Below are 23864 nucleotides of genomic sequence, written 5' to 3'. Positions count from 1 at the left end.
CATTATGTTTTTGGTATAACCACTTGTTTTTTAGCTATACGTGTTTGTTTTTTAGATTTATTTGTAGTCGATACGACATCCAACACAAATTTTTGTACTCCCAGCGTTAAAAGAATGTAAAATGGGATTAATAATAGTACACCGGTAATACCAAATTGCTGGTACCCCAAAACTCCCATCCCCCAGCAGATAAGTACCCATTGGATCACATAGATTGTCGTTACACGTTTGCTACAATAATAAAAGAATTTAAAAATGTTATTTTCCTTAACTCGAGTAACTAATACATTGGCTAACCACATCAGTACAAGATTAAATCCAGCCAGGTATAATGTTCCTCCTGGGCCTAAGTGAAAGTAGTCTCCAAAATGGTACTCAAAATTATAGTAACACAACCCTCCTCCAATAAGCATTAGAATTACTCCTGCAACTCCCATTTTATTAAAAAGGTACTGCGTACTATTCTTTTTTTCTTTATACCATTTTCCAAAAAACATTCCGATAAGGATAAACGAGAACCAAGGAAATACTGCAAAATATACATTCCACTTGGCTCCCCATAAAAGATCTAACACATAGTCTATACCTATAATCCCAAAGCGGAAACCATGCACCTCTTTGGTCACAACAGCAATGAGTAATGCTATTAATAATGGTACATATTTATTTTTTGAAAAATGATTGATAATTCCCATAAACAATAGAGAAACTCCAGCTAATTGTAAAACATCACCAGTCCCTAACATATAGATCATGTTATCCAAGGTTACTGGTTTTGTCCAACCATAGGCTGCTATAAAATTATCTGGAACAGTACCCAAAAGGACCGGGAGTACAAACTTCAGGAAGTTCATAAGATACCCTACACCTAAAATGTAGAATGCTCTTTTTATAGATAGAATAATACTTTGATTACGAGATAATGTAAATGATACTCCCATTGCTATTAAGAACATTGGAGTTCCTTTACCGATAAAATGAATCGCTTCGCCTAACCAGGTTTCAGATTGCGTAAATATATCTCCATAGATCCATAAGGTATGAACAATGATTACCATCAATACACTTACTCCTCTTGCCAAGTCTATAGCTAATATTCTATTTTGCCGTTGCATATGATGTATTGGTTTTTGTGTTTTTTGTATCAGTTTTGTAGGTAGCAATAGGGTTTTTTATAGTTCCTTTAAATTGTAAACTGTCTACTGGATCTGCCAGGTTGAGCATATGTTTCGTATTCAATAATTGTAACCGATTAAGGCAACATCTTTTAAATTCTGGTGCAAAAAGATCAATTCGTTGAAATTTATCTGAAAGTTCCGAATGTGATTCTTGGTAGTTGATAACGCATTGTGCTACTTGTTTCCAAAATGTGGTTTCAGAATAATCACCTTGTGTTACCAAAATATCTGAAAGGAATCTAAAAAAACAATCAAAAACATCTGTAAAGATGGCCAAGGCTTTAATATCATCATCTGCTTTAACATGTAATCGTTTTGCTTTTTCAGGTAATGTTATTGTTTCATCAAAAATGGCAATCTCTTCGGTGATATCTTTCATGATCGCTTTTACGGGAATGCTATTTTCAATAACCATGATCAAATTTTCGCCATGAGGCATAAACACTAAGTCATATTGAAATAAACAATGTAAAAGCGGTGTTAGATATACACGCAGATAGTTTTCTAACCAAACCTCAACAGATACCGAGGAAGCTTTTATTAATTCGACCACCAATGAATTTCCTTGATTATCCAAATGTAAAAACGCCGCCATCGTCATTAACTTTTGGTCTTTGGTGACCTTAGAAAAAGGACTTTCTCTCCAAAGTGCAGATAGCATCTTGTTATGGGCTTTGGTTTTACCCAAGGTTTCATAATATCGATTTCTATAACCAACTGTTGCGATTTCTCCCAACATGGTAAATCCTGTCTGTCGTATAAGAGTATCATGTTCTAATAATTGGGATATCCAGTCTGTAATCACAGGAGTACTTCCCATATAATAGGGAGATAATCCTCTCATAAAGCCCATATTAAGTATCGAGAGTGCAGTTTTGGTATATAGCTTCTCTGGGTGAGTAATATTAAACAGTGTACGAATAGATTGCTGCGCAGCATATTGATCATTTCCTTTTCCTAATAAAACGATAAATTGTTGTGCAATATCTTGAGCAAAAATAGTACTGATTTTAGTATCCCATTGCCAAGGATGAACAGGCATAAAAATATAATCTTCAGGATCAAGATCAAGATCCATCAATTTTTGGTTAAAAAGTTGCACGGTTTCTTTTCCCAGTTCATTCTCTATCAAAACATCATAAGCATGCATCGATACACTATGATAATCGGCTTTTGTTTTGTGTCCTGCTATCCAAACTAAAGCAAAGGAGGTTTCTGTTTCTGGTGCGAAATGATGATACTGGGATGTATTAAATCCAATCCTGCCATTATTAGCAACAAAGCAAGGATGTCCTTCGGTCATTGCTTTTTCTATATCTTGAAAATCGGCCGCTATTAACTCACTGGCATTATATTCTTGATACTTATATTTATAAGCTGCACCATGCAAGGTACTGGTGATTTCTTCCATATAGGTAGGTAACATATCATCAGGAATCCCAAGTGTATTTTTTAATTCTAAGATAAAATCAAGAGCGTCTAGTTCTACTTCTTTATCATTCTTCATTTTTATAATAGAAGAACGATCAATATGTGAATGATCTAATACTCTTTTTTTTACATTGAAATAATAGACAATATCAGGAATATCTGTATACATTTTATAGATTTTCCAATCCTCTTTTTGCCCTATGAATTCAAGTTCTAAAAGTAGTTCATGAGTAAATTCGCTAATTGCTTTTCTAATTAAGTTTCTATTCACTATCTCCCAAATTCTTGGAGTTAAGTGTGAGATTTGAGTTGATAATAACAAAGTGTCTGAGGTGTTCATTGGTTATATTATTTTACATATGATTTTTGAATTGCACTTTTATAATCTTTACGCGTGCATATTGCTAAACGTGCTCTTTTATGAGGTAATTGAACTTCTTTGAAGTACCGAAAACCGGCTTTAGCATTGAGAACATGAATCTTTTGATTCGCAACATTAGGTTCTACCACAATCCTTTTTATTGCTGGATCAGCAAACAGGAAATCCATAACAGTGGTAAATACATTCCAGGTAAATTTTGAAATCTTTTTTTCTACAGGAGCCACTAAAATATGCATGCCTACATCTCCAGAAAGGACATCATAATGATCAGCAATAGTATCTTTATGCGGATCATAATATTCCATTAAAAAAATAGGTTTACCATGTAACATCCCAATACCTACATGATGATGTTTACTGTCTACAATTTTTCGATATTCCTCTTCGAACTCTGTAATCGAAGACTCTTGCATTCCCCAATATTTTGCATAAGGCTTGGTCACCCAATGATGTATTTTCTCTGAATCTTCCTTACAATTAAAATCACGTATTTGTAGCTCTCCAAGGCCTTCACAATACTTAGAAAATAGTATGTCTATTTTAGTTATTGTATCCATAATTTTAGGTTGTCTTTACTATGATTTTTTTGAAATTTATTTTGAAAAGCAAAACGTATAAGCCTAAAGTCACAGTAAAACCAATGCATGCCATTGTAAAAGGAATTACTAATCCATATTGATCTACAAGAACACCCACTAAAAAGGAAGATATTAACACTCCTAGATTTTGGAAAAAATGTACTTTACTATAGTCTATTGCATAGGTCTCAGGAGTACTGGATTCAAACAACAATACATCAAAACGAACAATGGCTCTAAAAACGGCCCATCCATATACGATTCTACCCAGAATAACTAAAAAAGGAATTGGAATACCCTGTGCTAACAAACCAATGATACCAATACATAAAGGAATTACTATGCCACTGGATTTTGTTCCTTTTCTTTTTATATCCCACCATAGCACAAGCAATGCTACAAAGCCCGGTAATGCATATACCGCCCCAGAAATTAGTTTACTAGAATTGGCCGTTATATACTCCCAATAGGTTGAAAAAAATGGTCGGATAATAAATCCGCTTGCATATAATAGTAGTGTTGTAATTCCTATTTTGAAGATGAATCCTTTAGGAATCATTTTTTTATTAGTAACTATTTTCTCTTCGGTTTCTTTGGTTCTTGAAGTGTCATACCTCTTGCTTTTCAATAAATAAGCACTCATTCCCATTTGTATAAAATCACCTGCCGCCATAATCAAAAAAATATAACTAGCATCAATTAAATCGACCGTAAACCCACCAATGACAGCTCCTAGAATTCCACCCAAATGAACGACTACAGATAATAATCCTATAGTATCTGGATGTTCTTTTTTGGTAATGATTCTTAGAATGTATGGATAGACCAACAAGTAACTTCCCTTAAACAAAATCATAATAAGCGATACTATCCAAAAATTGATATAAGACGTAGTCCAATAGCAGTATAATGCTAATAGCCCGGCAATGAATTGTGTATACACCAAAATATTAAGTTCTGCCACTTTTTTAGAAACACAAGCCCAAAACGGAAAAGCAATCATCACCATAAAACAAATAGCCGCAAAATAATACCCTACCCATTCTGGGTCGGTAACACCAAAACGAGCCTCAAAGAACTGTGGGTAAAAAGGATGTAGTAAATAATCACTTACCACAGCAACCAAGGTCATTATGATCAGAAATTTTTTCATACTAATGATGCTTCCTTCTTAATCTCTTCTTCCTTTGTGACTTCAAATTGCTGAAAAGCGATTCGTTTTTCGATTGGGTAGTAATCTGTTCCTGTAAGCTCCTTGATGATATATGAATTTCGATAGCATGCCATTCCCAGATCTGGTGTAACGAATCCATGTGTATGTAGCTCTGCATTTTGTACAAAAATATCTCTGCCTTTATGATCAATGGCATAATTACGATGCACATTATATCTTCCTTTTTCATCCCATCGAATACAATCTTTAATTCCCTCAATACATTTGGGTTGTTGATACCCATAACCGGTTGCTAACACCAATCCTTCTGTCTGATGTTGGTAATATTTATTCTGCTCGTTTTGATGTATTTCGAGATAGAATTTTTCTAAAGTAGCATCATAATCAGCCTTCTTTAATTCTGAATTCGTTCTAAGGTCGATCTTAACTTTATGAGTTAATTGTTTAGTATAGATCAAATCATAAATATTGGCAATCAAATCTTGATTAATTCCCTTATACAAATGTTTTTGGTTCTTGATTAGATCATCTCTTTTAGTAGAAGGCAAGTCATAGAAATAATCTACATAGTCAGGGGAGGTCATTTCTAAAGTGAGTTTAGAATATTCTAAAGGGAAGAATCTAGGTGATCTTGTAATCCAATTGAGTTCGTATCCCTTTATATCAATATCTTGCAAAAGATCATAGAAAATTTCAGCCGCACTTTGCCCACTACCTAAAATGGTAATTGATTTTTTAGACTGTAGTTGTTCTTTATGCGAAAGATAGGCTGAAGAATGAATAGCTTTTCCTCTCAAATCCTTACAGCACTTAGGAATATAAGGTTGAGTTCCGGTACCTAAAACCAGTTTACGAGTTTGATATACTTTTTGTTCTCCAGTTGTAGTGTTATTTGAAATAACTGTAAAGTACCTTTCTTCCTTATTGTAATCGATATCGGTAACCTCTGTCTGAAAGTAAACATTTGATAATTTCTGAATTGCCCAATGACAATATTGATTATATTCATTACGTAATACTAAGAAGTTTTCTCTAATATAAAATGAATAAATGCGCCCTTGTTCTTTGATATAATTTAGAAAACTATATGGATTTGTTGGATCTGCCAGTGTTACCAAATCTGCCATAAAAGGGATCTGGAGTGTTGTATCCTGAAGCATCATCCCAGGATGCCAATCAAACTTTTCTTTCTTATCTAAAAAAACGCCATCTAATTCGGCTATAGATTCGGTTAAGCAAGCTAATCCAAGATTCATTGGACCAATTCCAATAGCCACAAAATCAAGTATATTTTCTTTCTCCATTATTGTATTTGTTTTAATTATGAGGATTGTATTCTCTTCCTGTATTCTTGATCATCTGGATAATATTTAACAAATCATCAATGGTACTTTTTGGATTAAGTAATGTAAATTTCAGGTATATTTTTCCGTCAATTTTTGTACTTGCAATAGATGCCTGACCCGATTTAAAAAGTGTGTTCTTTATATACAGGTTAATTTTATCATGAATAGGATTAGAATCTGTCTCTAAATCAATATATCTGAAGACTAAGGTGCTGAGCTCAGGTTTATGAACAATCTCAAAATAAGGATCATCTTTTATACTATGGTATAAATCTAAAGCCAGGTAATGTACTTTTTCTAAAAAAGAACCTATCGTTTTAGCTCCTGTCATTTTTAATGTAAACCAAAGCTTTAGTGCATCAAATCTACGGGTAGTCTGAATTGATTTTTCGATTAGATTAGGGCACTCTGCATCCCTATGTTCTAAAGGATTAAGATAATCAGCATAATACGACACGTATTTAAAGTGTTCTGTATCGCGTACCAAAAATGCACTAGAACAAACAGGCTGAAACATGGTTTTATGAAAATCAATAGTTACCGAGTCTGCTCTTTCTATTCCGTTTAACAGATGCTGATGTGTATCTGTCAATATGTAACTTCCCCCGTACGCTCCGTCAACATGAAACCATATCTGATATTCTTTGGCGATTTGAGCAATGGTTTCTAATGGATCAAAGCTTCCAAAATCAGTAGTTCCGGCGGTGGCAATAATACCGATAGGAATGTTACCTGATTGCTTTTCTTTCTCGATTGCTTGTATTAAAGCATCGGATTTCATTTTCATCTTATCATCTGTTTCCACTGGAATAACTGCATTGTATCCCATACCCATTAGAGCAGCATTTTTCTTAATACTAAAATGTGCTTTTTCTGAACAAAAGAAGCGAAATTTGGAAACCACATCAGACCAACCATTTTCTTTAAGGTTAAGTCCATAATGTTTGAAAGCATAATCATCCCTAGCTAATAACAAAGCCATAAAATTAGATTGTGTTCCTCCACAAGTAAATACTCCATCTGAGATACGCGGTAATCTCATTTGGGTACAGATCCATTTAATCATCTCCTGCTCTATTAAAGTAGCAGAAGTACTCTGATCCCAGGTTTCGATTGCTGTATTTATAGATGATGCGACTAAGTCCCCAACTATGGCAGGTAACAAAACTGGACAATTGAGATGTGCTACATAATTGGGGTGATGAAACGCTATAGTGTGATCGAGATATAGTGCTTTTATTTCCTGTAAAGCCTCGTCAATGGTTAAATTAACATTGGGATCGGGAGTAATGAAATGCCGTTTTGAATCAAAATCGCTTATGAACTCTCCACTATAAAAGCTATCTCTATCCAGAAAGGATTTAACATATTGTACTGCCTTTTGTATATATTCTTCGTAGGTATATTTTGATTGCGAATCAAATAACTGATCAATTTTATGATCAATAACTACGTTGGTTTGTGCATTGAGGAGCATATTATTTTTATTTAATCTAAATAAGTTATGCAAATGTAGATCGACATAAAAACATATTCATGACGTATATTGGATAAAAAAAGACGCAGAAACAAAAATTGGAATTATTTAATATTTAGATAATGTATGAATCCAACGCTACCAAAAAATTCATCTTTTTAACCTTTTCTGCTTTCGCAATTAAACGTAAAGCTTTTGTAATGCATACTTTTTCATTCTCTACTATTTCAAAACAAAAGACATTTTTCGATCTATATTTAAGAAGAAAATAATTCCAACATTTGGTAACAAAAAGGAACATTGGGATGCAAATCGCACCAAATTTCCTAAATTAGGGTCTGCTCTTGATAGATATGCTCGTATAGCAAAGACAGATTAATTAAGAAAGTATACCAGAATATCTATATTTGATTCATACATCGACCAAGTATATGGACCTAAAAACTCAATTATTATTTTTTTTCAGTGCTCTTGGGGCTTTTAATGGGATTATTGTTGGGATATTTTTTCTTTTCTATGCTAAACCCAAGCATAGAAGTCACTTGTTTTTAGGGCTTTTATTGCTTGCTTTAAGTATTAGAGTCGGCAAATCAGTATTTTATTACTTTAGTTATGATCTAGCCGATGTTTACATTCAAATTGGATTATTTGCTTGTTGGTTTATTGGTCCATTATTGTACTTCTATACCAAATCTGCTTTAGAAATTAACAGAACTATTAAGAAAGAGGTAAAAGTGCATTTTTCTATCCTTATGTTAATAGCTCTTACTCTATTTATAGGATTCCCTCGCGCTCAATATGAAGATTTATGGTTTTCTGTATTTATCCAGTCCATTTATACCCAATGGATAATTTATGTAGCAATTAGTGGCTATTTGATTTGGAAACATTATACAAAATTAAGAACCGTAAAAAATAGTATTCCTTCTTTCAAATTCTGGTTTTTGAGTATTTATATAGGAAACACGATTATTTGTATTGCTTTTAACACTGCTCATTACACCTCTTATATTGTCGGTGCTTTGTCGTTTTCATTTGTTTTCTATCTCTTAATTTTATTATTGCTCTTCGCTAAAAAACGTAACGAACTTCTATTTTTAAACCCTCCTAAATATCTGGACAAAAGTATCAATACAAAAGAAGCGCAATTATGGATTAACAAGCTAGAAAACCTTATGAAAGAAGAACAAGTTTTTAAGGATACTAATATCACTTTACCTAAGATTGCCAAAAAACTTGCTATTTCTCCTAACAGATTATCTATGCTTCTTAATGACACTATGAAAATCAGTTTTTCTAATTATTTGAATAAAAAAAGAATAGAAGAAGCACAAAAAATCATAAAAAACAATCCGAACTATTCTCTTGAAACCATCAGTTTTGATTGCGGGTTTAACTCAAAATCGGCTTTTTACGCTGCTTTTAAAAAGCATACCGGAAAAACCCCTTCGAAATACAGAGATTTGACCAACAGCTAAAAAATTTTATTCCAGATTTATAAATCAGTACTCCTGATTTATTACTTACTATCGTTTTTAAATTCATGAAAGCTACTATTGTGCTAAATACGATATTGCATGAAAGCCTTATTCACATCTTTTATTTTCGTTTTGACGATTAGCTGTAATTCATCAATCAGTGGAGAAAAAACAACAGTCGTAGCTTATACAAAAACCTCTATATCCAAAAAACGAATTTTATTTGTTACTAGTAATGCTCATTTCTATGGAAATTCTAATATTGAATCCACTAATCATTTTCCCGAAATCATCTTTGCATACCATGAGTTTATCAAAGCAGGTTTTGATATAGATTTTGTAAGCCCGCAAGGTGGTGCCATTGCTATAGGATATATTCACAGTTCAGATTCTATAACCAAAAAGTACTTGTATGATGAAAAGTTCATGGACAAATTGGAAAACACCTACCTCCCTAAACAAATAGATTATGCTCAATACATAGCTGTCTACTATTCTGGTGGAGGTAGTGCCATGTTTACTGTTCCGGAAAATAAAGAGATTCAACAAATTTCTATGAACATTTATGAAAAAAACGGAGGAGTAATTTCTGCAATATGTCATGGAACAGCTGGTATAGCTAACTTAAAATTATCTGATAGTACATTTCTAGTGGCAAACCGAAAAATTACCGGTTTTCCAGATGTATTTGAAAACAAAGAGTCTCAATATTTTAAGGAATTTCCATTTTCGATTCAGGAAAAAATTATAGAGAACGGAGGAGATTTCATCTATTCAAAAGAAGGTTGGGATAACTATCATATTCAGGAGGGCCGAATTGTTACAGGGCAAGATCCTACTAGTGCGTCTCTTATAGCCAAAAAAGTAATCGAAATTCTAAAACACCAGAAGATTAACTAAATCACTATTATGAAAAACATGAAGTACATAATGGCTCTTATTGCCCTTACTTTGACATTGAACACATTTGCACAAAATCAATCTACACTCCCCAAAAAGCTAGAGAAAAAAGTAGATAAAATATTTGAAGATGGAGGCTGGAAAATGCCAAATACTCCAGGTATTTCTTTTGCTATTCTTCAAGATGGAAAAGTAGCTTACAAAAAAAGTTTTGGAGCTTCAGATATAGAAAACAACGTACCTATAACTTCCAAAACAAGATTTAATTTGGCACGCACTTCTGCATATTTCACTTCCTATGCTATTCTCAAACTAATAACAGAAAACAAAACCACTTTGGATGAAGATGTAAGAAAACATATCAAAGAGCTTAACAACTTCAGCCACAAGGTTAGTATTAGAGATTTATTAAATGGTTCCAGCGGAATATATGATTTTTATGTTCTTATGTCTATTAATGGCTGGAACCCCACAGATAACTTTTCTCAAAAAGATGTTCTAACATTGGTATCATTTCAGAAACAAGCAGCCTTTGTTCCTGGTACCGATTATTCTTTATCAGGGACTAATTTTGTGCTTTTAGCAGAACTCATATCTAAAATTTCAGGAAAAAGTTACAAACAATATATGGAGGAAAATATCTTTACCCCTATTGGTATGAAAGATACATTTGTGCGAACTAAAGCTAATCGTATTTATAATAATGTAGCTAAAGCATACAGAACTATTGACAAAGAGATTGTTGCCAATGATTCGAAAAATGAAATTTTAGGAGCTAATAATATATTTTCTTCTATAGAGGATATGATCTTATGGGAAAAACATCTTTCTACTTCAGAAGGACAACATAAAAAAATTATCCAACTAATGGACACGAAGGCGCAATTGGATAATGGAAGAATAAACAATACTAATTATGGAAATCTAACATTAGGCCAATTATACGGCCATAAAGAAAGAGGAGTATTCTCAACCTATATAGTAGGTAGTTCCGGTGGGCATGATAGTTCTATTTTTAAATTTCCGAACCAAAAGTACGTAGCTATTGCCTTAAGCAATGACGGTAATGGTTATAACGGCTATACCGGAGTAATAGCAGCCCATAGAATACTAGAAACGCATTTCACCGAGCCAGAAACTGTAGATTTCAGTAAAATACAAACAAAGAAATTGTCTATAAATAAACTACAAAAATTCGAAGGACAGTATTGGGATCCGTTAGGAGAGCTTAGCAGAGAAATTAAAGTAATTAATGATACGTTACGTTATGTGCGAAATAGTAATAATGCAAGTGCATTGATTCCTCTTAGTGAGAATAGATTTCAAATGAAAGTACAGTATGATGATAAAATCTATATCCTATTTCCAAAAGATAAGCCCGACGCTATGATATTTGAATATGCGGGAGCTGAGCAAATACCTTTTGAAAAATATATCCCGAAAGTATTTAGTGATGACGAGCTTGCCAATAATTTTAATGGATACTATATAAACAAGGAATGTAACATTACTTTTAGTGTCAAGACACGGGACAAAGCACTTATCTTAACAAATTCGAAAGTTGGAGATATTAAATATTCACCTATTAAATCAAACGTGTTCTTAGGAGACAAATGGTTTATGCAAAGCATAGAATTTAAAAAAAATCAATCAGGTAAAGTCATCGGTTTTTATGTGAAAAATAATGCCATTCGAAATTTATGGTTTGAAAGAGTCAATTTAAATTCAGTGTTAAAAAAGGCTTCAATGTAATCCATAAAAAACCTATTACTCTTATGGTTATGAATTCTTGAAGTATATTTTCAATATTTCAATACTAAAAACCGGATACTAATGTATCTGGTTTTGAAGGTTAAGAAAACACATAATAGGCTCCAAATTTGTATCGAGTTTTAATAACTTGTGATCGTCATTGGACACATGTAATCTCCCAAAAAATAAAATATACGACTCTATCTTCATAGGATATTCTCTTTTTTCTTCATTTTATTATTTTTTTTAATAGCGACTAAAAAAAAATTATTACACAATAAAAAAAGTTTTTACAAAACCCCCATCCTTCTGTTTTTCAATTACATACACATAAAATCTCGCTAATTCATTATATGCATAAAGCAAATATTATAAGTTTTGCGAACCTATACAAAATATTTTTTTGAACAAATTTAGCGAACGTTCGCTTTTTTATTCAAAAACTTTTTTATAATATTGTCCTGTAATTAATTCACAACAACATCTGTAAATCATATTACAAAAAAGAATTTGGTTGAGGCCACTAAGTAGAAATTGGAATTCGAATTATTAAAACAAAAAAATGGAAAAGATGAAAACACAAGTAAAAACTAAAACATTGATTACAATACGCAAAACAATAGTGTAAAATAAAGACAGTAACCTTAAAATAAAAAAAGTAATATTATGAGTAATTATAATTCAGCTCTTGACGTTGTACGTAAATTAAAAGCTAAGCATGGAAACACTTGGGCCACTATTAGCCCAGAAAATGCAGCTCGTGTTGCGGCACAAAACAGATTTAAAACGGGATTGGACATAGCAAAATACACAGCATCCATAATGCGTAAGGATATGGCAGAATATGATGCTAACAATGTAAACTACACACAATCTTTAGGTTGCTGGCATGGTTTTGTTGCACAACAAAAAATGATTGCAGTTAAAAAACATAAAAAAACTACAAACAAAACATATCTATATCTATCGGGTTGGATGGTAGCAGCATTGCGTTCAGAATTAGGGCCTTTACCAGATCAGTCAATGCACGAAAAAACTGCTGTTCCTAAGCTAATCGAAGAGATATACACTTTCTTACGTCAGGCCGATGCAGTAGAATTAAACGATCTTTTTCGTCGCTTAGATGCTGGAGAAGATGTTCAAGACGAGATTGATAATTTTGAAACTCATGTAGTACCTATCATCGCTGATATTGATGCTGGTTTTGGTAATGAAGAAGCAACCTATCTTTTGGCTAAAAAAATGATTGAAGCTGGTGCTTGCGCACTACAGATTGAAAATCAAGTATCTGATGCTAAGCAATGCGGTCATCAAGATGGTAAAGTAACCGTTCCACATGAAGATTTTATCGCTAAGCTTAATGCACTTCGATATGCTTTCTTAGAATTAGGTGTTGACGAAGGTGTAATTGTAGCTAGAACAGATTCTGAAGGTGCTGGTTTAACACAAAAATTACCTGTATCTCAGGAAGAAGGTGATTTAGCTTCTCAGTACATGGATTTTGTAGAAGCTGAAGAAGTTACGCTTGAAAATGTAGAAGAAAATGATGTATTATTTAAAAGAGATGGTAAACTTGTTCGTCCGGTAAGACTACCAAATGGTTTATATAAGTTTAAAGATGGGTCTAACATAGATCGTGTAGTATTAGATTGTATTACAAGTCTTGAGAATGGTGCTGATTTATTGTGGATTGAAACTCCAACACCAAATGTGAAGCAAATTGCACATATGGTAAACCGAGTTAAAGAAAAAGTATCAAATGCTAAATTAGTATACAATAATTCTCCATCGTTCAACTGGACAATCAACTTCCGTCAACAAGCATATGATCTTATGGTAGAATCTGGTGAAGACACTTCTGCATATAATCGTGCTGAGTTAATGGATGCCCAATATGACGGTACCGAATTAGCAAATAGAGCAGATGAAATGATTAGAAACTTCCAAGCTGATGCCTCTCGCGAAGCTGGTGTATTCCATCATCTAATTACATTACCAACGTATCATACTACTGCTTTGCATATGAATGATTTGGTTGAAGGGTATTTCGGAGATCAAGGAATGTTAGCTTATGTTGGTTCTGTACAACGTCAGGAAATACGAAAAGGTGTATCATGTGTAAAACACCAACGTATGGCAGGTTCTGACCTTGGAGATGATCACAAAACTTTCTTTGCTGGTGAAAAAGCCCTAAAAGCTGGTGGCGAGAAAAACACTAGTAATCAATTTGAAACTAAAGCAAGTGTTAAAGAACCAGAAATGGCACTAGATAAATAAAAACTTGTTATCAAGTAATCCAAAAAGGCGCCTTTTAATTAGGTCGCCTTTTTGTTGTTATGTCCAATTCTGAAATAAGTTGACACAAATTTGACTTATAATCCACAGGTTATAGAATCATGAGGTTAATCTAATACCTCCTTTATCCAACACTTAGACTTTATATTTTTTGAGGATGTAAATACATCTATTCCTATACGTTTCAGTATTTGAAGCTATTATTCTATCATCGAGTCCTGTTTTCTAATACATCATTTTTTCTGATTAATGTATTTGCCCACCACGACAGCAGTCAAAATCACCAAATAAAATTGCCCCATCATTCCAATCAAAATTGCTGCTTTTTGCGCCAAAGAAGTAATCGGAACGATCTCGCCATAACCAATAGTTAAAAGAGTGATATAGCTATAATACATTAATCGTTCTGTTAATATCTCTGGTTGATTTACCGTAGCAAGTAGACCTGTAAAAGATCCAGGATGGGCTAGTTCTATACTTAAACAAATAAAAAAACTGATTAACCCAAGTGATATATAACCACTAATCAATCCAAAAATTACTGTTTTATTTACAATTTTAGTTATCCAAACCTGTCGTATGATTTCAAAAGTCACCACGCTATAAAACAAGAAGTATGTAGCCATATTGAGCAATTTCAACGGCTTATTTCTCATGCGTTCTAATAGATCAGCACCAAAAATAATTCCAGATATGATAAGCAGTGCTATTAAAAACCACATAAGTTTTTTCTTTTCCGAGATCAATATAATTCCTGCCATTAAATTGATAAGAAATAACACAGGAGATACAAACGTTTCAAAAAAATCTACCGGTAAGACTAATGACCCAAAAAGAATAGCGATCTGGCTAAACAAAAAAAGTTCAAAACGATATGTGTATAATTTCTCTAACATTGACCTTTACTCTAATAACTCTTCATTAAATTCATACCCTTTATAGCTCACCTTAAACAAAGCACTGTATAATGATGGAATAAATAGTAATGTGATAACTGTACCAAACAATAGACCAATCATAATACTTATTGCCATACCTTCCCACATTTCTCCGCCGCTTATATACAGTGGAATTAACCCAAGTACAGTTGTAAATGTTGCTAAAAGAATTGGTCTAAAACGCTGTAAACATGCTGCTATGACGGCATCTTGTTCAGAACGACCTAAATCTTTTTGTTCGATTTCCATCCTGTCAATAAGTACAATAGCATTATTAATAACGATACCAGCCAAAGAAATAACCCCTAAAAAAGGCATAAAACCAAAAGCTTCTCTAAACGTTAATAAGCCAATTACTACACCAATAATACCCAAAGGAATAGTCAATACAACCATTCCCATTTTTCTAAAAGAATTAAACTGAATAATCAGAAGTAAAACGATAATAAATCCTGAAATAGGAAGGTATCCAATTACAGAGCCCATACTTTCTGCAGACTGCTTTGCATCACCTCCAAATTCATATTCATACCCAATGGTCCATACATTTTTCTTTTGCTCATCTAGCCATGGTGTAATTTCTGCTGTAATAGCAGAAGCATTTCCCCCTTCACGAAGTTCACTTGTTATATTTATTGTACGACGTAAATCGAAGCGTTTTATTTTGGAATACTGCCATTGAGGCTCTATAGATGCAACCTGTAACAATGGAACGCTTTTCCCAGATGTTTGCGAATATATATTAAGAGTTTCTAAAGAAGCTAAACTTTGTTGTTGCCCTGCACTACTCCTCATGATAATTGGAATCGATTTATCATCCTCACGATATTCACCGGTTTGAAAACCATCTAGCACTGTTTGTAATGATGTTGCAATATCTGAACTGGAAACTCCAGCAGTTTGTGCTCTGTTTTGGTCTATTTTGATTAGAAACTTTTTACTCTTTGGCCCCCAATCATCTTTTACATTTTTGGTTCCCGAAATACTTGATAATCTTTGTTTAATAGTTTCTGAGATTTTAGAAAGCTCATCGGGATTACTCCCCGAAACCTTAATCTCTATAGGGGTACCACTACCCCCTGCACCCAGTGCTCCCACTTTGATATCAGCATTAGGAAAACTGTTAAAGGTAAAATTATCTAATCTTTCTATGACCGCTACATTCTCATTAAACGAAGAAGTATTAACCAAAATATGAGCATAATTAGAATTTGGTTCATCAGGACTATACCCCAAATCATACGATTCTGGACCTTCTCCAATATAAGATGACCAATCTAGAATACCTGTTTTCTGTTTATCATTCACCTTTAAAGAGTCTGACATATATTGCTCTAATTTTTTAACCACCTCGGTCGTTCGTTCAATCTTATATCCTTCGGGGAGATTAATATCGATAGTAACCATGTTACGATCACTATCTGGAAAGAATATAAAAGGGATATAACCAAAACCAAATAGAGAAGCAAAAAACGCAATAAAAATACCTATAATGATTTTGTATTTATTCCTGAGAGCCACCAAAATAAGGTCTTTATACTTCCCTTTTAAAGCGTTAATAACACGATCAATTATACTTTGTTTTCTTTCTCCTTTGGGTTGTACTTTAATAAACAAATAACAGAACGTGGTAATTACTGTCAATGCAATAATCCATGACGATAGTAAAGCAATCGTAATTACAACAAAAATTGGTCCTACAATATCACCCATTGTTGTAGGAGAAAGGTAAAATGCTAAAAATGCCGCAGATGTTGTTAATGTCGAAATCAATAATGGCATCCATAATTCTGTAAATGCCTCAACAGCTGCTTGTTTCTTTGCAATGCCTTGCTCCATTTTTACCATAATTGTTTCGGCAACCACTATTGCATTATCAACCAACATACCCAATGCCATAATTAAAGCGGCAAGAGTTACCTGGTTTAAACCCATATTCATTAACCCCATAATCATTAAGGTCATTATAGTCACAATAGGAATTAGACTTGCAATTACAAAACCAGTTCTAATTCCTAAGAATATAAGCATAACAGCAAGCACAATACCTATAGATTGCATAAGATTAGAAATGAAGTCATTTACCTTAACATCAATATAAGTGTCTAGAGAAGAAACTCTGGTGAGTTCTAAACCTACAGGTATTCTTTTTTGCCAATCAAAAACAACTTTATTTACTTCTTCTCCTAGCTCAATAACATTAGCATTTTCTTTTAAATTAACATGAAGAGAAATAGCATCTTTTCCATTAATACGAACTCTTTGCGTAGGGGGATCAATATATCCTTGAGACACTGTTGTAATATCTCCAAGTTTTACAAGCTGGTTACCACCTCCAACTGTAATTAGCATTTCTCGAATATCTTCTACAGAATTAAAATTTCCCGTAGGTTCTAGTATAATACGCTCATCGCCAAGGTTTATTTGCCCTCCGGAATTCAAAATATTGGTAGATCCAATAATTTGTTGAAGTTTAGAAGAGCAGTATCAATATTCATTTGTGAAGCAACTTCACGTAACAATAACTGCCTCTTTTCTCTTAACTTTCTTATATGATTTCCAAATGCCATTATTAGAGAGATTTTGACTTGACAATATTTGTCTAATCTAAAAAAAAGGAAATAAGCAGCAACAAAAAGATAGATACAGTTATTAACAGATAATTAGGATATTAAGGATTTAAGGAAAACCCTACTTTATATCCTTTATTTATTTCCATACTTTCATTATTTTTCTAGCATTTTGACATTTAAAAATTTATGCTTTTCATATATTTTTTCTGCTTTGATTCTTTTCTGTTCTTCCATTACAGATCCAAATTCAACATAATCTGAAATTAATTTAGCTTCTTCTTCACTTAATCCAATTGACAAATATTTTCTATACACATAAGCTCCAGGACAGATACAACCTTTTGCACCCCAATCCTCATCAGTGAGTTTACAGTCATAGAAATGTTTTTCTGAAGGTTCTTCTTCTGATAAATCCATACCATCTAATAGATGAGTATCAGGATTATCTTTTTTATGAAGCGGATGTAAAATAGTCTCTAATTCTTTTTCTTCTTTTTCAAATAACTCAAGGATTTCTTTATAGGTATCCCTTTTTGATCTTATATATCCCAAAGGATAATTTACATTACCAAGAGCATCTAAAATATTATCGATGCCATATTGTATATTCCCTGAACTCGAATACTCATCAGCAGGAGTTCCAAGGATTTTACCTAATTGTCTATCATAAACTTCTATTTGCTTATCAAAGTCAAAACTCGACAGTTTATATTCTATTACCTTTTTAAGGTAAGTGAGCTTATTTGAATTCATTTTTTAGATTTTTTTTCGTGAAAGAGTTACAAATCAAATAGTGCTAAATATTTCCATAAAACATCTTTTCAAGATAGTTGTTTTAAAAAAGTTTCAAAACCATTCTAAGATTAATTTCTTAACCCTTTTAAAGCCAAAATCGACATATTTACACTTATAACTTTTCACGTTAGAAATAGACAGGTATGAATCCCTCATTTTATAGCGACTCCAAATGATTCATATTCAGTTTTCAGATATAAAAACTGGAAAAATAGGTACTCCGTTTAGGTACTCCAGAAGGTACTTTTATATTTTAACCCGTTTCTTAAAAAAGTTTAATGTTATTATTTTCAAATAGTTATACTCAAAAATTATTTAAAACAACATACTGGCGTCCTTCGGGTAGAGAAGATGAAGGTCGCACCCATTTTCGGGTAAAATGGGGTTAAAAAACAAAAGCTAAAATATTGAAATTCAATATTTTATCTTTTTTAGTAGCGGGAACAGGACTCGAACCTGTGACCTTCGGGTTATGAGCCATTTCGGTTGCACTCAAAAGCTATTGATTATCAGTATTTTAACTTTTTTGAAGTACCTAAAAACTTGCAAATACCTACAAATGGGTACTTGAAATAGGTACTTTTTTAGGAAGTACCTATTTAATCCATTTTACTTAAAATTACTATTCACTCAAAAAAAAGAAAATAATCGTAATCCAAATGGTTCGATTTATGTATTAAAAGTTTTCTCTTAAATATTTCTTTACCTAGACACATCTGATAATAAAACCTGTATTATCTTTTATTAGTGAAGAAAATATTCTTTTCATTGTTATCATTGATCATGTCTTTGATTCTTATGGAAGTTTACTATTGGAATCATAAAATGTATTGCTTTATTACTTTTATATTCTGTAATTATAATTTTCTAATATTGATTCCATTTCTTTTGTTCCTTTTTCAATCTGAACTACTAATTGCCACAGTTCTTCATCTAATAATCCAATCAAAGGTTGTTTTACTTTTGATATGTATTTAAAAGCTTTGATTAGTTTTTTGTCCCAAGATTTATAACATTTCAATGTGTCATCTGGATATACAATTTTTCTTTTGATTCGTTTATCGATTCCTCTGAAGAGAGAAGTATCAATATTGAAGTAACTATAATCATTTGTTAGCTGTTCTCCAGGTTGAATATCTCGTACTGCTAACTCAAAATTATAAGCTGTCGTAAAACAATTGGCATTAAGACTGTGGTTTATAAAACGCCCGTTATCCCAGCATAAAACTATATTACCTAAATTGTTTTTATACGCATACGTTTTTAAAATGTTTTTATAAATGGGTTCTAAAGCATCATATTGATCTGGTGTGAATTCTCGATCAAACTTATCTAGTACCCATGTAATCGTTCCCTTAGCAATGAGTTCTTTGGCTACTACGCCATAACCAACTTCTTCATTAATGAACCGTATTTCCGTATTGGGATGAATCATCCTTCAAATTTTAGCTGTATCTGTATATTTCTATCTTATTATTTGATAAATATCTCACTATGATCTTTAAAGCTTTTAAATTCTACCATATACCCATTAGGATCTTTTATAAAAAAAGATAAATGTTCTCCAATCTTTTTTTCCATAAAAACTGCTTCTGTAGTGACTTCAAGATCCATTTTAAATAGTTTAGCATACAATTTACCCCATAACTCGACATCGATAATCACTCCGAAATGAAATGAAGGCAGGATCTTATCACCTAACCGGTAATTTTTAAAGTCAAAACTAAAACTACCTGATTTGGTAAAGGTAATTTGGTTTTCATAGAGATTAATATCAATCCAATTATCTGTATTTCTTCCTAATTGTGCACCAAGAATATTTACATAAAAATCCTTAGTCTTATCCAGGTCTTCACAAGGAAGCGCCAAATGAAATTCTGCTTTTCTCATTGTTTATTATTTTACTCTTCTTCCATTTCAGGTTCATCAAGGAGGTCCTGACCCTTTTCACTATTATTATCTTCCGACTCATCAAAATCTTTCATAGCAGTAACCAATCGTTTTCCAACTTTTATAAGATATAGCGTATCTTCTGTTGCTACTTCTACACATTCTACGATCTCATTATTTGCATTTTTGAAGGTGATAATATCTTCATCATCATAACCATCGGGGTATTTATTTACCAACAGATTCAGAATGTTATCATTCAATTTTCTATAATCGACAATAATTCTTTTCAAATTTGTGTTTCGTCGTGTTTTCATTTTTTACATATCTAATAAATATCCAAATATCAAAGGAGCAACGATGGTAGCATCACTTTCTATTACAAACTTTGGTGTATCAATATCTAATTTACCCCAGGTAATCTTTTCATTGGGAATCGCTCCTGAATAAGATCCATAACTTGTAGTTGAGTCACTTATTTGACAGAAATAATTCCAAAAAGGAGTATCGGTTCTTTCTAAATCCTGATATAACATAGGAACTACACAAATAGGAAAATCACCGGCAATACCACCTCCTATTTGGAAGAATCCTATACCTTTTTCGGAATTTTCAGTATACCAGTCAGCCAGAAAAGTCATATACTCAATGCCTGATTTCATTGTACTGGCCTTTAGTTCACCCTTCATTACATAGCTTGCAAAGATGTTACCCATCGTACTATCTTCCCAACCAGGAACAATCATAGGTAAATTAGCTTTAGCTGCAGCGTACATCCAGGAGTCTTTGATATCAATTTCATAATATTGTTCAAGTACTCCCGAGAGCAGTAACTTATACATAAATTCGTGCGGAAAATATCGTTCTCCGGTTTCTTCGGTCTCTTTCCATATTTTAAAAATATGCTCCTGTAATCTTCTAAAAGCTTCTTCTTCCGGAATGCAGGTATCTGTGACGCGATTTAGTCCTTTTTCTAGTAATTCCCATTCCTGCTGCGGAGTCAAGTCTCTATAATTAGGTACTCTTTTGTAATGACTATGCGCTACCAGGTTCATAATATCTTCTTCAAGGTTGGCTCCTGTGCAAGAAATGATATGTACTTTATTCCGGCGAATCATTTCGGCAAAGATTTTTCCTAACTCGGCTGTACTCATTGCCCCAGCAAGTGAAACTAGCATTTTTCCTCCTTTTGCCAATTGAGATTCATATCCCTTTGCAGCATCCACCAAGGTGGCAGCGTTGAAATGAAGAAAGTATTTTTCTATAAAGCTTGAAATAGGTTTGTTATTTGTATTTGTCATAAAATTTCATTGATTAAATTTTTATCATCATTTAAACTCTTAAAGAGTTTCTTTTTTAAAGTTCCTTTAGAACTTATCAAGGTTTGACACATTTTATCGATAGCAATCATTGATAAGGACGATTGGATAAAAGCATCAATTAAATCATCAATTCCAATTCCCAGGGAATTAAAATCTTTAGTATCCATTAAAATCAATCTATTGGTGTCAGTCTTCCAGGTTCCTTGTTCCTGATAAGATAAATTGGTTCCCAATATCTCCCAGCTATTCATTACTTGATCAATTTCATTAGGAAGTGGTTTTTTTGCTCTTCGTGCATAGGTACATACAGGTCTTATACCTTTTGATGTAGAACTAATCATCATTCTGATATCACATACATATGTTTCATTTCGTTTATTAGGAATGGTACCTACGTGATATAATTTTTGATTTTTAAAAATGCTACTCCAATCTGAATTTCCTATTAAGCTCTGAACAATAAACATGTCATAATCAAAGTCTTTATTCATAAACTCATCTAAATCACGTTGAGTTACTATGGTATAAACTCCTTGTCCAGCATTAGAATATGGCACTTTTATAACTGCATGACCTCCCATTTGTTTCACCCATAGAGGGATTTCATTTTTACGAACTTCCCATACCGTATTTGGGATATTTATCTTTAAACCAAATTCACTTATTTCAGAATTGAATATTTGGTAAGCTTTTGCTGCTATCAATTTATTTCTCCCCCCTGCTAAGCAGCTTATAATTGGATTTATAATTTTGGTTTTTGATAATATGGGTATTCTATTCCATGGTTTTTGAGTTAAATAACGAAAACAGGCTCTTACTTTTAGCCAAGTATCATCTACCCAAATGAGCATAATACCCTTTTCAAATTTTACTTTGGGATTAGAATCAGTACTTTGAAAAGGAATCAAGTATACTTTTTCATCCATAACATCTGCTATTGCAAATGCGTATCCCGATGCTTCCATTCTATTTTTATCATAAATCACAGCTAAAACACCTTTCATTCTGATGTTTTTAATACCACTTTTAAAGGTGTTTTTTATTAACTGATGATATGTAGTATCCTCACTATATTCATTTATTAAAGGCATAGACTTTTGGCCTGATGGACATGAATTATTTTCAATAATTACCATTTGTCTTTTTCCTGTATGAGAGGTAACATTGATTAAATCCGCTCCGCACCACAAAAAATACTTTGACTTATATTGCAGTAAGGCTTTTAATTTTTCTTTGCTTGCTTTAGGGTTTAGATGACAGTATCTGGTGATTATCTGATCCGGAGACATATTTAAAAAATGCTTGACTATTGGGTGAATAGTTGCATTTAATACTTTATCATACCAATGGTTATGAATCTCAAAGTCTTTGGGTTCTATTTTTTGTTCAACCAACATTAATCGTCATCTAAACCTTTAAACTTTGAAAGCTTGCTAAATGGGGACGCACTTTCTTCTTCGCTTTGATCTGTATAATTTTGCTCATTGGAATAAAATTTATAACTCAGCATCTTGTAGTATAACTTTGCAGCAAGAAAATCTGAAGACTTATCAGTTTTATTAGGACATAACTCAACGATATCAAAACCAACCACATTTTTCTCATTAAACACCAACTTTAAAAAATCCAAAGTTTCATACCAAAAAAGACCTCCCGGTTCTGGTGTTCCTGTACTTGGTAGTATGGAAGGGTCAAACGCATCTAAATCGAATGTAATAAAGACATTATTCGTCATTTGCTCAATTGCCGAATCCATCCAGGTATCATCCATTGCCATTTCGTGGGCAAAATAGGTCTTATCATAATCCATTACAGATTTTTCTTGTATGTCCATAGAGCGAATACCAATCTGAATTAAAACGGTGTTTTGACTCGCTTCATACACAGCACAAGCATGATTGCAGCTACTGCCTTCATAGGATTTCCGTAAATCGGCGTGGGCATCTATATGTAATACCGTTAGATTATCAAAAGCTTCATTAAAAGCTCTAATCGTGCCTATTGATATAGAGTGTTCTCCCCCAAAGATGGTTACAAACTTTTTCTTTTTTATAAATCTTTTGGTTTCTTGATGAACAGCATCTGCCATTGCTTCTGGAGTTGCATTTAGGGTAACAGGCTCTGCAAGATAAATCCCGTTCTTATAAACTTCCGAATCTGTTTCTATGTCGTATAACTCCATATTTTCAGAAGCTTCTAAAAAAGCTTCGGGGCCTTTATCTGCTCCTTTTTGCCAAGTACTTGTTCCATCATAAGGAACTGGTATTAAAACAATCTTAGCTGTTTCTAATTTCCCAAATTCTTCAGGTATCCCTGCATAAGTTTTATTTTTCATTTCGAAAAAAATTAAATGTT

Annotated in this window: 19 protein-coding genes; 4 read left to right on the top strand and 15 right to left on the bottom strand. The window is 32.9% G+C overall.

Features of this window, described 5'->3' with window-relative positions; genetic code table 11:
- Nucleotides 1–2: 2 nt before the first annotated feature.
- From JJQ60_RS02510 to JJQ60_RS02485, 6 genes are read right to left on the bottom strand one after another with little or no spacing between them, the layout of a single operon-like run.
- Nucleotides 3–1115, bottom strand: a complete 1113-nt coding sequence (locus tag JJQ60_RS02510) for a heparan-alpha-glucosaminide N-acetyltransferase domain-containing protein (RefSeq protein WP_201916358.1) — start codon at nt 1113–1115, stop codon at nt 3–5.
- Entirely contained in the window at nt 1099–2949 is a 1851-nt protein-coding gene (locus JJQ60_RS02505; RefSeq protein ID WP_201916357.1) for an IucA/IucC family protein, read from the bottom strand. Before JJQ60_RS02505 ends, JJQ60_RS02510 begins: the two co-directional genes overlap by 17 nt.
- Before the next feature lie 8 nt (nt 2950–2957).
- Nucleotides 2958–3548: a GNAT family N-acetyltransferase gene (locus JJQ60_RS02500; RefSeq protein WP_201916356.1), complete on the bottom strand. Its 591-nt coding sequence runs from the start codon at nt 3546–3548 to the stop codon at nt 2958–2960.
- 4 nt (nt 3549–3552) lie between these two features.
- Nucleotides 3553–4722, bottom strand: coding sequence for an MFS transporter (locus tag JJQ60_RS02495; protein ID WP_236669021.1), 1170 nt, complete (start codon nt 4720–4722; stop codon nt 3553–3555).
- Nucleotides 4719–6047, bottom strand: coding sequence for a lysine N(6)-hydroxylase/L-ornithine N(5)-oxygenase family protein (locus JJQ60_RS02490; RefSeq protein WP_201916355.1), 1329 nt, complete (start codon nt 6045–6047; stop codon nt 4719–4721). The genes JJQ60_RS02495 and JJQ60_RS02490 overlap by 4 nt, the downstream gene beginning before the upstream one ends.
- Nucleotides 6048–6060: 13 nt before the next feature.
- Nucleotides 6061–7566, bottom strand: a complete 1506-nt coding sequence (locus JJQ60_RS02485) for a pyridoxal phosphate-dependent decarboxylase family protein (RefSeq protein ID WP_201916354.1) — start codon at nt 7564–7566, stop codon at nt 6061–6063.
- Nucleotides 7567–7973: 407 nt separating this feature from the next.
- Here JJQ60_RS02485 and JJQ60_RS02480 point away from each other — a divergent pair, with 407 nt between their 5' ends.
- The 4 genes from JJQ60_RS02480 to JJQ60_RS02465 all read left to right on the top strand — a co-directional run bounded on the left by JJQ60_RS02480 (nt 7974) and on the right by JJQ60_RS02465 (nt 13973).
- Nucleotides 7974–9044: a helix-turn-helix domain-containing protein gene (locus JJQ60_RS02480; RefSeq protein WP_201916353.1), complete on the top strand. Its 1071-nt coding sequence runs from the start codon at nt 7974–7976 to the stop codon at nt 9042–9044.
- A 99-nt stretch (nt 9045–9143) separates the two neighbouring features.
- Complete coding sequence (locus JJQ60_RS02475) at nt 9144–9944, top strand: type 1 glutamine amidotransferase domain-containing protein (RefSeq protein WP_201916352.1); 801 nt, start codon at nt 9144–9146, stop codon at nt 9942–9944.
- Between the two features lie 18 nt (nt 9945–9962).
- A complete protein-coding gene (locus JJQ60_RS02470; RefSeq protein WP_201916351.1) occupies nt 9963–11696 on the top strand; it encodes a serine hydrolase domain-containing protein in 1734 nt (577 codons plus the stop codon).
- A gap of 666 nt (nt 11697–12362) precedes the next feature.
- Complete coding sequence (locus JJQ60_RS02465; RefSeq protein ID WP_201916350.1) at nt 12363–13973, top strand: isocitrate lyase; 1611 nt, start codon at nt 12363–12365, stop codon at nt 13971–13973.
- Between the two features lie 251 nt (nt 13974–14224).
- On the opposite strand, the gene JJQ60_RS02460 is transcribed toward JJQ60_RS02465, so the two are convergent.
- From JJQ60_RS02460 to speB, 9 genes are all read right to left on the bottom strand, one after another.
- Nucleotides 14225–14887, bottom strand: a complete 663-nt coding sequence (locus JJQ60_RS02460; protein WP_201916349.1) for a two pore domain potassium channel family protein — start codon at nt 14885–14887, stop codon at nt 14225–14227.
- Between the two features lie 6 nt (nt 14888–14893).
- Nucleotides 14894–17389, bottom strand: coding sequence for an efflux RND transporter permease subunit (locus JJQ60_RS02455; RefSeq protein ID WP_317193990.1), 2496 nt, complete (start codon nt 17387–17389; stop codon nt 14894–14896).
- A gap of 266 nt (nt 17390–17655) precedes the next feature.
- Complete coding sequence (locus JJQ60_RS02450; protein ID WP_201916348.1) at nt 17656–18255, bottom strand: hypothetical protein; 600 nt, start codon at nt 18253–18255, stop codon at nt 17656–17658.
- Between the two features lie 886 nt (nt 18256–19141).
- Nucleotides 19142–19732, bottom strand: coding sequence for an SET domain-containing protein (locus JJQ60_RS02445; RefSeq protein WP_201916347.1), 591 nt, complete (start codon nt 19730–19732; stop codon nt 19142–19144).
- 38 nt (nt 19733–19770) lie between these two features.
- Entirely contained in the window at nt 19771–20187 is a 417-nt protein-coding gene (locus tag JJQ60_RS02440; RefSeq protein WP_201916346.1) for a VOC family protein, read from the bottom strand.
- An 11-nt stretch (nt 20188–20198) separates the two neighbouring features.
- Nucleotides 20199–20504 (bottom strand): hypothetical protein, encoded by a 306-nt coding sequence (locus JJQ60_RS02435; protein WP_201916345.1) that lies wholly within the window; start codon nt 20502–20504, stop codon nt 20199–20201.
- A gap of 3 nt (nt 20505–20507) precedes the next feature.
- Nucleotides 20508–21488 (bottom strand): deoxyhypusine synthase family protein, encoded by a 981-nt coding sequence (locus JJQ60_RS02430; protein ID WP_201916344.1) that lies wholly within the window; start codon nt 21486–21488, stop codon nt 20508–20510.
- Nucleotides 21485–22906, bottom strand: a complete 1422-nt coding sequence (locus JJQ60_RS02425; RefSeq protein ID WP_201916343.1) for a hypothetical protein — start codon at nt 22904–22906, stop codon at nt 21485–21487. The genes JJQ60_RS02430 and JJQ60_RS02425 overlap by 4 nt, the downstream gene beginning before the upstream one ends.
- Nucleotides 22906–23844 (bottom strand): agmatinase, encoded by a 939-nt coding sequence (gene speB / locus JJQ60_RS02420; protein ID WP_201916342.1) that lies wholly within the window; start codon nt 23842–23844, stop codon nt 22906–22908. Before speB ends, JJQ60_RS02425 begins: the two co-directional genes overlap by 1 nt.
- Nucleotides 23845–23864 lie beyond the last annotated feature (20 nt).

Source organism: Aquimarina mytili (genome assembly GCF_016735115.1).
GTDB lineage: Bacteria > Bacteroidota > Bacteroidia > Flavobacteriales > Flavobacteriaceae > Aquimarina > Aquimarina mytili.
Note: the sequence above shows the minus strand (reverse complement) of the source record. Positions and strands in the feature narration are given on the sequence as shown.

Coding starts and splice junctions, on each gene's coding strand:
- JJQ60_RS02510 (WP_201916358.1), bottom strand. CDS start 1,115: ATGCAACGGCAAAATAGAATATTAGCTATAGACTTGGCAAGAGGAGTA.
- JJQ60_RS02505 (WP_201916357.1), bottom strand. CDS start 2,949: ATGAACACCTCAGACACTTTGTTATTATCAACTCAAATCTCACACTTA.
- JJQ60_RS02500 (WP_201916356.1), bottom strand. CDS start 3,548: ATGGATACAATAACTAAAATAGACATACTATTTTCTAAGTATTGTGAA.
- JJQ60_RS02495 (WP_236669021.1), bottom strand. CDS start 4,722: ATGAAAAAATTTCTGATCATAATGACCTTGGTTGCTGTGGTAAGTGAT.
- JJQ60_RS02490 (WP_201916355.1), bottom strand. CDS start 6,047: ATGGAGAAAGAAAATATACTTGATTTTGTGGCTATTGGAATTGGTCCA.
- JJQ60_RS02485 (WP_201916354.1), bottom strand. CDS start 7,566: ATGCTCCTCAATGCACAAACCAACGTAGTTATTGATCATAAAATTGAT.
- JJQ60_RS02475 (WP_201916352.1), top strand. CDS start 9,144: ATGAAAGCCTTATTCACATCTTTTATTTTCGTTTTGACGATTAGCTGT.
- JJQ60_RS02470 (WP_201916351.1), top strand. CDS start 9,963: ATGAAGTACATAATGGCTCTTATTGCCCTTACTTTGACATTGAACACA.
- JJQ60_RS02465 (WP_201916350.1), top strand. CDS start 12,363: ATGAGTAATTATAATTCAGCTCTTGACGTTGTACGTAAATTAAAAGCT.
- JJQ60_RS02460 (WP_201916349.1), bottom strand. CDS start 14,887: ATGTTAGAGAAATTATACACATATCGTTTTGAACTTTTTTTGTTTAGC.
- JJQ60_RS02450 (WP_201916348.1), bottom strand. CDS start 18,255: ATGAATTCAAATAAGCTCACTTACCTTAAAAAGGTAATAGAATATAAA.
- JJQ60_RS02445 (WP_201916347.1), bottom strand. CDS start 19,732: ATGATTCATCCCAATACGGAAATACGGTTCATTAATGAAGAAGTTGGT.
- JJQ60_RS02440 (WP_201916346.1), bottom strand. CDS start 20,187: ATGAGAAAAGCAGAATTTCATTTGGCGCTTCCTTGTGAAGACCTGGAT.
- JJQ60_RS02435 (WP_201916345.1), bottom strand. CDS start 20,504: ATGAAAACACGACGAAACACAAATTTGAAAAGAATTATTGTCGATTAT.
- JJQ60_RS02430 (WP_201916344.1), bottom strand. CDS start 21,488: ATGACAAATACAAATAACAAACCTATTTCAAGCTTTATAGAAAAATAC.
- JJQ60_RS02425 (WP_201916343.1), bottom strand. CDS start 22,906: ATGTTGGTTGAACAAAAAATAGAACCCAAAGACTTTGAGATTCATAAC.
- speB (WP_201916342.1), bottom strand. CDS start 23,844: ATGAAAAATAAAACTTATGCAGGGATACCTGAAGAATTTGGGAAATTA.